This window comes from Prevotella sp. LMAG:51, assembly GCF_008680225.1.
Taxonomy (GTDB): Bacteria; Bacteroidota; Bacteroidia; order Bacteroidales; family Bacteroidaceae; genus Prevotella; species Prevotella pectinovora.
In genome coordinates, this window is sequence record NZ_NALQ01000021.1 from 168,703 (window position 1) to 180,793 (window position 12,091).

Here is a 12,091-nt window from a genome sequence, read left to right on the forward strand (position 1 = left end):
ACAAGAAGAAATGAAAATTTGCATAATCGTTGGAGCAAGACCAAACTTCATGAAGGTGGCACCGCTCATCCACGCCATTGAAAAGGCAAAAAACGCAGGACAGGACATCGACAGTTCACTGATATATGCCGGGAGTGAAAACGACCCTACGCTAGAAGATTCACTCTTCAGCGACATGATGATAAACAGACCCGATGTATATCTGGGTGTTGACTGCCAGAACCTGAACGAACTGACAGGAAGGGTGATGTCAGAATTCGACAGATATCTCACCGAAAACAAGACGGACGTGGTGATAGTGGTAGACGACCTCGCATCGACAATGGCGGCAGCGATAGTGACAAAGAAACACGGCATCGCACTGGCACACCTCGTGGCAGGAACACGCTCCTTCGACATAAAGATGCCAAAGGAGATAAACAGACTCGTCATCGACGGGCTCTCTGACTTCCTCTTCACGGCTGGCATCGGCAGCAACTCCATCGTAAACAGAGAGGGAGCGGAACTGTCACACGTATACGAAGTGGGAAACATACTGATAGACACTCTCAGATTCAACCACAAAAGGCTCTCAAGGCCTCACGTCTTCGACCAGCTCTGCATAAAGGAAGGAGAATACATAGTATTCACGCTAAACCGCAAGGCGCTGATAGAAAAAGAAGAAAACCTCAAGGCCATGCTTCTGTCTATGAGCAAAGCTGCGAAAAACACTCCCATAATAGCCGCACTGAGAAACAAAGCCAAGGAGACAGTGGAGAGACTGGCTGACGGAATGCACAACATCCACATCATCGACCCACTGCCCTATCTGAAATTCGGCTACCTCACGGCTCACGCCAAGGGAATAGTGACCGACTCAGGAAACGTGGCTGAAGAGGCAACATTCAACAATGTGCCATGCGTAACGCTGAACAACTACACAGAACACATAGAGACCGTGAAGGTGGGAAGCAATATACTCGTGGGAGAAGACGCTGAGAAACTTGCAGAATGCGTTACAGACATCGAGGAAGGACGATGGAAAAAATCATCGCTGCCCGACCGTTGGGACGGCAGGACTTCGGAGCGCATCGTACACATACTGCAGGAGGCAAAACTGTAAGCCTCAAGAAAAGTCCTTAAATAAGGAAGAAAGAAAATATAAACAAGTACAAGTCCCCGCTTCAAAACAATAAGGAAGCGGGGATTTTTAACCCCGATCGTCAGAAAGTCATGAAACACGACATTTACTGCCAGACGACCACATGGGGTAGAAAAAAACAACAGACCTCCAATGGAATTAGAACTGCAACCATTAGCCCTGCCTTGCGACGGCGGAAGACCATTCGTAATAGCCGGCCCATGCTCGGCTGAAACCGAAGAACAAGTCATGACGACAGCCACACTGCTTGCCGCCAAAGGCTGCCACATCTTCAGGGCTGGCGTGTGGAAACCGCGCACCAAGCCCGGAGGCTTCGAAGGAAACGGCGAGAAGGCTCTGCCATGGCTGAAGAGAGCCAAAGAAAAGACAGGCATGCTCATCACCACCGAAGTGGCAACGCCGGAGCATGTGGAACTGGCTCTGAAATATGGCATCGACCTGCTCTGGATAGGAGCACGCACCACAGCCAACCCCTTCGCCATGCAAGCGCTTGCCGACAGCCTGAGGGGAACAGACATTCCGGTGCTCGTGAAAAACCCTGTAAACCCCGACCTTGAACTATGGATAGGTGCCATGGAACGTATCAACCAGGCAGGTCTGAAGAGGATTGCAGCCATTCACAGAGGCTTCTCGAGCTTCGACAAGAAACTCTACAGAAACCTGCCCATGTGGCAGATTCCCATCGAGCTGCACCGCCGCATCCCCGACCTGCCCATAATCTGCGACCCGAGCCACATCGGCGGCAGACGTGAACTCATAGCGCCCCTGTGCCAGCAGGCAATGGACTTGGGCATGGACGGACTTATCATCGAGAGCCACTGCGACCCTGAGAAGGCATGGAGCGACGCAAAACAGCAAATCACTCCCGACATGCTCGACAATATCCTCAGTCTGCTCGTCATACGCGACAAGTCTGTGACTACGGAGGTGATAAACGAAATGCGCAAGCAGATTGACGAACTCGACAACACCATCATGGAAGTCCTTGCCAAGCGCATGCGCATTTGCCGCGACATCGGCCAATACAAGAAGGAGCACAATATGACCGTGTTGCAGGCCTCCCGCTACAACGAGATTCTTGACAAGCGAGGGGCGCAAGGTGCGCTATTCGGCATGTCGCCGGAATTCGTGAAGGAAATCTTCGAAGCCATCCACGAAGAGTCGGTGAGACAACAGATGGAGGTGATAAACAAGTAGACTGGTTGACGAGTTAGAAAACAAATAAACCGACTGACAAGTAAGATAATATACAAATTTACGATTTAACAAATAGACGAGTAAGATAATATATACGAGTTGGACGAGTGAATACGAGTGAGACCAGTAAACAAGGAAAAGACAAGTCCCTGCCTGCAGAAACAATTCCGCCGACAGGGACTTTATCATTATTGACGATATTAGCCTTTATTATGTGCGTTCTGCTGCATGTGGATTACTCTGGCGATGCGAATCTGTCGCCCGTCTGCTTCACCAATGCGCGAGCCACCTTCTCTGGGAAGCCTGTACGCTTCACGGTTGCTCCATTGCCGGTCTTGGTCCTCAGGAACTTGCCGTCCTTGGTAGGTTTCACAGCCATGTCATTATACTTCACGATGAGGTAAATTGCCAGTTCCTTCCATCTTGCAAGCATCTGCTGCGCCTGGGTGTTGCTGTAGTCCGTGAGATAGTCTACTGCCTTCTGCTCACTCTCGCCATAGAGCTTGAGTGCCTGTTTCTCTATCTCGCCCTGGTTTGCGATATAAGAGTTGTCGAGCGAGTCTCTCACCTCCTTGAGCGACGGGAACATCTGCGAGTAGCGAGGATAAACCATGTTACTGACCCAGTTGCACACCCAGAATGCGTTTTTGTCGCTGAATGTCACAGCGTCGGCTCCCGGCGTGTTGTAGCACTCCGGCTGCACTGTGTTTCCACAGTATATCGGTGTATATGCTACCATATTGCCGTCATCGTTTCCAAACCACAACACTCCTCCTATCTGGCGTGGCAGCCATGATCTCATCTGCGACACGTAAGAGAATGCCGTCTGCTGTGTAGAGACCGGACGCTCATTGAAATATGCCTTTCCATCTACCTTGAATGAAAGCGGTGTCGGACGGTATGGCATTTCCCATACACCCTGTCCCAAGTCATTTCCCAGGTCGAACGGTGTGCCCTCGTAGTGGTCGCGCATGCTTGCCTCAAGGTCTTGCAGTGAAACCTTCTTGTTTGGCACGATCCATAAAGGCATCGGTTCGGCGTCTTTCACTTTTCCCTCTACATAGGGCAGATATTTGTCCATGTCGCCAAAGCGGTTGAAGAAGCTCCACACTCTTGCCTCGCATGCTCTTCTACCGCTGAAGGTTGGCGCTGCGTAAACGTCACAGAAGCTGAAGTCCTTGTCCTTTCCTGTGAACCATCCTTTGCTTCTTGCAAACTTTATGCAGTCTTTGGAGAACATCACATTCTTCTTGTCCTTCTGGTCAAATGTGCGTATGCGGCTCTGGTTTGCGTGAGCGCAGATGGCATCGTCAGGAATGCGCACTGCCACCCATACTACTCCCTTGCTGCCGGGTCCCTTGCCCATCATTTCCATTATCCACGCCTCGTTGGGATCGCAGATTGTGAATGTCTCTCCCTCAGAGCAGAAGCCGTAGGTTTCCACGAGTCTGGTCATCACGGATATAGCCTCGCGGGCTGTTTTGGAGCGCTGCAGCGCGATATAGATCAGCGAACCGTAATCAAGGATTCCCGTCGTGTCCACCATTTCTTCTCTTCCTCCGAAAGTGGTTTCTCCGATAGTCACCTGATATTCGTTGATGTTTCCTATCACATTGTAGGTCTCTGCCGCCTGTGGTATCTGTCCGTGATATTCCTTTGTATCCCAGTCGTAGATTTGCAGCATCTCCCCTTTGGCGTGTTTGCCGGCGGGGTAATGGCATAGTCCCAGGAACATGCCGTAGTCGTCGGCGCTATAGGTACACATCACCGAACCGTCGGCACTTGCCTTCTTTCCCACTATGAAGTTGGTGCAGGCCAGAGCGTTGATCACGCCTGTACATAACAGTAATGATAAAAACAGTTTTCTCATGATATTGACTCTTCAAAAAAATTATTGTTATTTGAATTCCTTTCAACAAGCCTTGAAACTCATGTCGAGTCCCTTCACCGAGTGTGTGAGAGCTCCCACAGAGATGAAATCGACGCCACATTCCGCATAGTCGCGTATAGTGTCGAACGTTATTCCTCCGCTAGACTCAGTTTCATAGCGTCCGCCAATGAGTTCCACGGCCTTCTTAGTGTCTGCCACAGAGAAGTTGTCGAGCATTATGCGATTTACTCCTCCATGTGTGAGCACCTGGTTAAGCTCATCGAAGTTTCTCACTTCCAGCTCAATCTTCAGGTCGAGGTTTTTCTCTTTCAGATATGCATGACAGCGGTCGATAGCGTTTGTTATACCTCCAGCGAAGTCCACGTGGTTGTCTTTGAGCAGTATCATGTCGAAGAGACCTATTCTGTGGTTCATTCCTCCACCTATCTTCACTGCCTGCTTTTCGAGCATACGCATTCCAGGTGTCGTCTTGCGTGTATCGAGCACGTGTGTCTTTGTGCCTTTCAGCTTCTCCACGTATTTGTGTGTCATCGTGGCGATGCCGCTCATTCTCTGCATGATGTTGAGCATGAGCCGCTCTGTCTGTAGCAGCGAGCGCACCTTTCCTGTCACTACCATTGCGATGTCGCCTTTTTTTCACTTCGGCTCCATCACCTATCAACACCTCCACTTTCATGGTGTTGTCAAATCTGTCAAACACTTTTTTTGCCACCTCTACTCCGGCCAGTATGCCGTCTTCTTTGATGAGGAGGTGTGATTTGCCCATTGCGTCTTCTGGTATGCAGCATAGCGTGGTGTGGTCACCGTCGCCGATGTCTTCCGCGAAAGCCAGGTCGATGAGCTTGTCTTCCAATTCTTCTACTGTGTACATTATGTTTTGTTCTTAATTATTAAAGTTGACGGGTTGAACTTCTCCTAACCTTATTTAAATAAGGTCAGGAACAGGTCTTGTTTTCCTACAGATACACTCCCACTCCGATGCGCAGTCCCACTTTCGAATAGTCTGAGTGGTTCTTTATCGACTGGTCGTAATATACTGACGGTTCTATCGTTACGCTCTTTCCGAGGAAGAATGCGTATCCGAGCTCCAGTCCCGGCATGATGTCGTTGTATCCGCTTCCGCCATGCACGAGACGGGCGTTGAGGCCCATATACAGTCCGTTCTGTATTATGTAGTAACGGCCCCCCACTCCGACAGCGAACTTGTCATCCACGTCTTCGTCGTGGCTGTAGCCTGCCATGACCAGTGCCATCCAGTTGTCTGCCACCAGATATCCGCCCTTTGCCTCCACTCCGAGGCTAAGCTTCTCTGCTCCGCTGTAGCTCAGATTGATTCCTGTCAGTGAGCCGTTGCAATAGTATTTTCCTTGTTCAAACTGTGCGCTTGCCGTCATGGTCATCAGGAATCCTATCGCCAGCAATAAAATTTTCTTCATAATTTATGTTTCTGTTTAATTCGTAATCCGCCTTCGGTGCTCATTTTGCCGCTGGCTTGTGTTTATCTCTGCAAAAATACTCATTTTATCTGAACCTGCAAGGGTATAATCGAAATAAGTAATGGTAAAAACACCGAGGAGCGACAATTCTGCCTTTTCCCCGGTGTTTTCTTGTTTCCACATCCTTTCTGTGGTGTGTGTGTTTGGCCTGTTTCTGAATTTCCCACAAATGGTCTTGCCCGTCCGTTTTCTCATTCAGACCGCTTGTCACGCATTGTGTTTTGCCTTGAGTTTTGCCACGTATGCGTCGATTACCGCCACTGCCGTAACGTTCACTATGTCGCGCACGGAGCTTTCAAAGTCGGTGAAGTGTATCGGCTTGTTGAGTCCCATCTGTATCGGACCGATTATCTCGGCATCGGTGTTCAGTCCCTGGAGCAGTTTGTATGCTCCGTTGGCGCTGCTCAGATTTGGGAACACGAGTGTGTTCACGTCTTTGCCCTTGAGGCGTGAGAACGGGAATTTGGCATCTCGCAGTTCTCTGTTGAGGGCCAAGTTTATCTGCATTTCTCCGTCGATGGCCAGCTCCGGGAATTGTTTCTGCATGGCAGCCACCGTCTCGTGCACCTGCAGCGGACTTCCGCAGTCGTCTGTTCCGAAGTTGGAGTAGCTTATCATGGCTATGTTCGGCTCTTCGTTGAAGAAGCGCACTGTGGCAGCGCTCAGTTTCGCCACGTCCATGAGCGTGTCTTTGTCGGGATGACGGTTGATGAGCGTGTCAGAGATGTAATACACTCCTTTGCTTGTGTTCAGGATGTGCATCGTGGCGAAGTGTGAGTAGCCCGGCTGTATGCCAACCACTTCTTTTGCCACTTTTATGGTGTTTGAGTATTTTGTGTAGAGTCCTGTTATGAAGGCGTCGGCGTCGCCAGTCTCCACCATCATCATTCCGAAGTAGTTGCGCTCGAACATCTTGTCGTTTGCCCCGTCGAGCGTGTAGCCTTCTCTCTGTCGTTTCTCTGCCAGGATGTGGGCATAGCGTTCGCGACGCTCCGCCTCTCTGTCGTGGCGAAGGTTCACTATTTCCACTCCGTCGAGGCTCAGGTCGAGTTCTTTTGCGAGTTTCTTTATGCGTTCGTCGTTGCCGAGCAGTATCGGCTGGCAGATGCCTTCTGCCTTTGCCTGCACTGCCGCCTTGAGCATCGTGGGGTGCAGTCCCTCGGCGAAGACCACTCTCTGCGGGTGTTTGCGTGCGGTATCGTATAGTTTCTGGGTGAGCTTTGTCTCTTGTCCGAGCATCTCGCGCAGCTTGTTCTTGTATGCCGCCCAGTCGGTGATTGTCGTCCTTGCCACTCCACTGTCGATTGCCGCCTTTGCCACTGCTGCCGATACTTCTGTGATGAGTCGCGGGTCAACGGGTTTTGGGATAAAGTAGAGAGGTCCGAAGGTGAGGTTGTTCACGTGGTACACATCGTTCACCACGTCGGGCACCGGTTGTTTCGCCAGATCTGCGATGGCGTGTACTGCCGCCAGCTTCATCTCCTCGTTGATTGCCGTTGCGTGCACGTCGAGTGCTCCACGGAAGATGTATGGGAATCCTATCACGTTGTTTATCTGGTTAGGGTAGTCGGAGCGTCCTGTGCTCATGAGCACGTCGGGACGGCTTGCCATGGCGTCTTCGTATGATATTTCGGGCACGGGGTTTGCAAGTGCGAATACGATTGGCTGTTCTGCCATTGAGCGTATCATGTCTTGCGTGAGCACGTTGCCTTTTGAGAGTCCCACAAACACGTCGGCTCCTTTTATCGCCTCTTCGAGGGTGTGCACGTCACGCCTGTCGGTGGCAAAAAGCTTCTTCTGTTCGGTCAGGTTTTCCCTGTCGCTGGTTATCACTCCCTTGGAGTCGAGCATCAGTATGTTTTCTGTCTTGGCTCCGAGTGCCACATACATCTTTGTGCATGATATGGCTGCGGCTCCGGCTCCGTTCACCACGATCTTGACCTTGGCAATGTCTTTGCCGTTCACTTCGAGTGCGTTTTTGAGTCCTGCCGCCGATATTATCGCCGTGCCGTGCTGGTCGTCGTGCATCACCGGTATGTCGAGTGTGCGTTTCAGCCTCTCTTCTATGTAGAAGCATTGCGGTGCCTTGATGTCTTCCAGGTTTATTCCGCCGAAGGTGGGCGCTATGCGCTCCACGGTCTCGCAGAATTTCTCCGGGTCTTTCTCAGCTATCTCGATGTCGAACACGTCGATGCCACCATATATCTTGAAGAGCAGTCCCTTGCCCTCCATCACAGGTTTTCCGCTCATTGCCCCGATGTCTCCAAGTCCGAGCACTGCTGTGCCGTTGCTGATCACGGCTACGAGGTTTCCTTTGTCGGTATATTTGTAAGCATCGTCGGGATTCTGCTGTATTTCCAGACACGGGAACGCCACACCGGGCGAATATGCCAGACTCAGGTCGGTCTGGGTGCTGTAAGCCTTGGTAGGCTTGACTTCGATTTTTCCTGGGCGCATTCCCTCATGATAGGCCAGCGCTGCTTCTTTTGTGATTTTTACCATAAGAAATTTAAGAATTAATTGTTTGTGTCATTATCACTCGAATTGACAAGCCAGCGAGGATATTTCCCCACAATCCGCCATTGCCGGATGTCCGTTCGTCCAATTGACGAGTTTTTTGCAAAATTACTAAAAAACTTGGGCGCACGAAGAAAAATAACAAATATTTTATTATCTTTGTAAAATCAAAACGCAATGAAGGAAATGCAAACAGACCACAACAACATATCTGAACATCGCCAGGAGCTGAAGCTCAGGATTCTGCGCACGGCAATGCCGCTCTTCAAACAGAGGGGCATAAAGGCAGTGAAGATGGACGACATCGCAGCGGCGCTGTCGATATCGAAGCGCACTCTATATGAGGTGTACGACAAGAAGGAGGACCTGCTGCTTGCGGGTGCGCGGCACGACCATGAAGAACTTTTAAGGCATATCCAGGAATATGCGCTGACGGCGGAAAACGAAATCGACATCGTGGTGACGTTCTTCAAGCTTAAATTCGCTGACCTCGACAACCTCTCCCCTCTCTTCCTCACTGAACTTGAGAAATACGACAAGGTGACGGCATATCTGCGGTCGCGCCACGAGGAACAGCAGAGGGAGTCGCTGCTTTTCGTGAAGCGCTGCATAGAGAACGGATATTTCGTGCCTGAGCTGAACTACGAAATCCTGCAGGACATCTGCGACTCAATGATGGACGCGAGCTTCAAGAAGGCTCTCTACGAAAAATATTCGCTGAGCGACATCTTCTGCAACTTCTTCATAGTGTTGCTGCGCGGCTTCTGCACCGAGAAGGGCATCCTGCTTCTTGACCAGTATCTCAAGAAGACTGAAGATTGACACCGGCGGCCCTCAAAACCATCAACAAGCCACTCTCTTATCGCTTAAACCCAAATCGCTTTCTATGTTAATATCCAAATGTTTTGACCATTATTTTCAATTTATGCTGAGATTTTATATTCAGGGGTGAATGTTTGGCGATTTCTGACCATGGCTGTGACCAAATGTACAAGTTTGTTCTTGACATTGTTCAGTGCAACCTGCTTCTTCTTTCCTCGTTCTACGAGGCGCATGTAGTACCTCGCCATAATGGGATTGAAGTTGACGGCAGCTAGTGCCGCTTGCGTCAGCATGGCCTTTATCTGGCGGTTAGCCATATAATGTACATGCGGATCGGAATGCACACTGGTTCCCGAATCTTTGCCAAATGGAGCTAGGCCGTAATAGCAGGCAATCTTGCGTGAGTCGTAGTTGAAACGCCGGAAGTTGTCGGTGTACACCATCAGGCACACAGCGTTCTGCGTTCCTATGCCAGGCACCGAGGTCACGATGGTGAACACCTCGGTGAGTTCCTCGTCCGACTTGATGAGATCGGCAATGCGCTTATCTATCTTCTCTATCTCCTTATTGAGTTCAGAGACGATGTGCCGTCCGCTCTGCGAAATCATTGTCTTGACTGGCGACTTCTCCATAGTGAGTCGCTTTTCGCCTCTACGCACCTGGAAACTGCATCTGTGTCTTACGATCATCTGACGGTATAGGAACAGCTCACGCAGTTGTGTAAGCGACTCGCTAAGAGGCTCGTACATAACGGCTTTATCGTAATTCCTCATGGCGTATTCTGCAATCATCGAGGCGTCAGCACGGTCAGACTTCAATCGTCTAAGACCAGATGCGTCTTTGATGCTCTTTGCGTTCTCAAGCCACATGTCGTAGCCTTTACCGTAGAGGAAGTTGCACAGTCCCTTGCTGTAGTCGCCCGTGTTCTCGCCACAGAAGAGCCACAAGGACGAGTCGATACCGCAGGAATTCTGCTCAACCCACTTGACCAACTGCCTATAGCCAGACACGGTTGTCTTGAACTCGTTGAACACTCTAGCAGCGGTTTCTGCCAGTCCGTCTGCAAAAAGGATAGCCACATCAACTTTTTCTTTCGAAAAATCAACTCCGATAAATAAATTCTTCATAACTTTGTACGAGTTATATTGTGTAGAATTGGTCAATAGTTGTATGGACTAACACTCTAACAAGGCTCAGAGCCGATAACTTTCTATCTGGTCTTTGCAACTATGTCGATGAGGACCTAAACGATTTATAGCTTTACGGCTGGGTCATTAGCTGGTTTACCTCTTCGACAGACCGATTCTACCTTTTTACAACAAAGGTACGAAACTGTCTTTAGCAATCATAGTTTTACCTTGATTATTTTGGAGTTTATGCGACTTCGTCGCAATCTTCTGCAAACTTAGAGGTCATTAGGGCTTGCTTGGATTTTGTGTTTTTATAAGAGTGGATTTTGTTTGGCTTTTAACCCAAATCGCTTTCTATGTTAATATCCAAATGTTTTGACCATTATTTTCAATTTATGCTGAGATTTTATATTCAGGGGTGAATGTTTGGCGATTTCTGACCATGGCTGTGACCAAATGTACAAGTTTGTTCTTGACATTGTTCAGTGCAACCTGCTTCTTCTTTCCTCGTTCTACGAGGCGCATGTAGTACCTCGCCATAATGGGATTGAAGTTGACGGCAGCTAGTGCCGCTTGCGTCAGCATGGCCTTTATCTGGCGGTTAGCCATATAATGTACATGCGGATCGGAATGCACACTGGTTCCCGAATCTTTGCCAAATGGAGCTAGGCCGTAATAGCAGGCAATCTTGCGTGAGTCGTAGTTGAAACGCCGGAAGTTGTCGGTGTACACCATCAGGCACACAGCGTTCTGCGTTCCTATGCCAGGCACCGAGGTCACGATGGTGAACACCTCGGTGAGTTCCTCGTCCGACTTGATGAGATCGGCAATGCGCTTATCTATCTTCTCTATCTCCTTATTGAGTTCAGAGACGATGTGCCGTCCGCTCTGCGAAATCATTGTCTTGACTGGCGACTTCTCCATAGTGAGTCGCTTTTCGCCTCTACGCACCTGGAAACTGCATCTGTGTCTTACGATCATCTGACGGTATAGGAACAGCTCACGCAGTTGTGTAAGCGACTCGCTAAGAGGCTCGTACATAACGGCTTTATCGTAATTCCTCATGGCGTATTCTGCAATCATCGAGGCGTCAGCACGGTCAGACTTCAATCGTCTAAGACCAGATGCGTCTTTGATGCTCTTTGCGTTCTCAAGCCACATGTCGTAGCCTTTACCGTAGAGGAAGTTGCACAGTCCCTTGCTGTAGTCGCCCGTGTTCTCGCCACAGAAGAGCCACAAGGACGAGTCGATACCGCAGGAATTCTGCTCAACCCACTTGACCAACTGCCTATAGCCAGACACGGTTGTCTTGAACTCGTTGAACACTCTAGCAGCGGTTTCTGCCAGTCCGTCTGCAAAAAGGATAGCCACATCAACTTTTTCTTTCGAAAAATCAACTCCGATAAATAAATTCTTCATAACTTTGTACGAGTTATATTGTGTAGAATTGGTCAATAGTTGTATGGACTAACACTCTAACAAGGCTCAGAGCCGATAACTTTCTATCTGGTCTTTGCAACTATGTCGATGAGGACCTAAACGATTTATAGCTTTACGGCTGGGTCATTAGCTGGTTTACCTCTTCGACAGACCGATTCTACCTTTTTACAACAAAGGTACGAAACTGTCTTTAGCAATCATAGTTTTACCTTGATTATTTTGGAGTTTATGCGACTTCGTCGCAATCTTCTGCAAACTTAGAGGTCATTAGGGCTTGCATGGATTTTTTTTTTAGAAGAGTGGATTTTGTTTGGCTTTTAATGAGTAATAGCGGGCTATTGCGAATTAAAAACGAGCAAAAGACGCCTTATAAAAACAAAAAGACTGCAAGCAGTTATTAAAATTATACATTAAAGGCCTAATGACCTCTAAGTTTGCAGAAGATTGCGACGAAGTC

9 protein-coding genes and 1 pseudogene are annotated in these 12,091 nt (G+C 49.2%); 3 read left to right on the forward strand and 7 right to left on the reverse strand.

Annotated features, from left to right (window positions below):
• Positions 1 to 10 precede the first annotated feature (10 nt).
• On the forward strand, positions 11 to 1,102 hold the full coding sequence (wecB, locus tag CCC32_RS07640; RefSeq protein WP_042519469.1) for a non-hydrolyzing UDP-N-acetylglucosamine 2-epimerase: 1,092 nt from the start codon (positions 11 to 13) through the stop codon (positions 1,100 to 1,102).
• A 171-nt stretch (positions 1,103 to 1,273) separates the two neighbouring features.
• Entirely contained in the window at positions 1,274 to 2,338 is a 1,065-nt protein-coding gene (locus CCC32_RS07645; RefSeq protein ID WP_287073446.1) for a bifunctional 3-deoxy-7-phosphoheptulonate synthase/chorismate mutase type II, read from the forward strand.
• Between the two features lie 235 nt (positions 2,339 to 2,573).
• Here CCC32_RS07645 and CCC32_RS07650 read toward each other — a convergent pair whose 3' ends face one another.
• The 5 genes and pseudogenes from CCC32_RS07650 to CCC32_RS07670 form a co-directional block, all read right to left on the reverse strand.
• A complete protein-coding gene (locus tag CCC32_RS07650) occupies positions 2,574 to 4,208 on the reverse strand; it encodes a dipeptidase (RefSeq protein WP_022317366.1) in 1,635 nt (544 codons plus the stop codon).
• 42 nt (positions 4,209 to 4,250) lie between these two features.
• A pseudogene (nadC, locus tag CCC32_RS07655) lies at positions 4,251 to 5,100 on the reverse strand (carboxylating nicotinate-nucleotide diphosphorylase).
• Between the two features lie 85 nt (positions 5,101 to 5,185).
• Entirely contained in the window at positions 5,186 to 5,665 is a 480-nt protein-coding gene (locus CCC32_RS07660) for a hypothetical protein (RefSeq protein WP_022317368.1), read from the reverse strand.
• Positions 5,666 to 5,680: 15 nt separating this feature from the next.
• On the reverse strand, positions 5,681 to 5,848 hold the full coding sequence (locus tag CCC32_RS07665; protein WP_287073449.1) for a hypothetical protein: 168 nt from the start codon (positions 5,846 to 5,848) through the stop codon (positions 5,681 to 5,683).
• Between the two features lie 84 nt (positions 5,849 to 5,932).
• Entirely contained in the window at positions 5,933 to 8,227 is a 2,295-nt protein-coding gene (locus CCC32_RS07670) for an NADP-dependent malic enzyme (RefSeq protein WP_287073453.1), read from the reverse strand.
• Positions 8,228 to 8,419: 192 nt separating this feature from the next.
• Between CCC32_RS07670 and CCC32_RS07675 the strand changes: the two genes are divergently transcribed.
• The gene (locus tag CCC32_RS07675) at positions 8,420 to 9,064 is read left to right on the forward strand and encodes a TetR/AcrR family transcriptional regulator (protein WP_022317370.1); all 645 of its coding nucleotides are present in this window, start codon (positions 8,420 to 8,422) and stop codon (positions 9,062 to 9,064) included.
• Between the two features lie 101 nt (positions 9,065 to 9,165).
• Here CCC32_RS07675 and CCC32_RS07680 read toward each other — a convergent pair whose 3' ends face one another.
• Both CCC32_RS07680 and CCC32_RS07685 read right to left on the reverse strand, forming a co-directional pair.
• Positions 9,166 to 10,191, reverse strand: a complete 1,026-nt coding sequence (locus CCC32_RS07680) for an IS110 family RNA-guided transposase (protein WP_042517114.1) — start codon at positions 10,189 to 10,191, stop codon at positions 9,166 to 9,168.
• A 396-nt stretch (positions 10,192 to 10,587) separates the two neighbouring features.
• A complete protein-coding gene (locus CCC32_RS07685) occupies positions 10,588 to 11,613 on the reverse strand; it encodes an IS110 family RNA-guided transposase (RefSeq protein WP_042517114.1) in 1,026 nt (341 codons plus the stop codon).
• Positions 11,614 to 12,091: the final 478 nt, after the last annotated feature.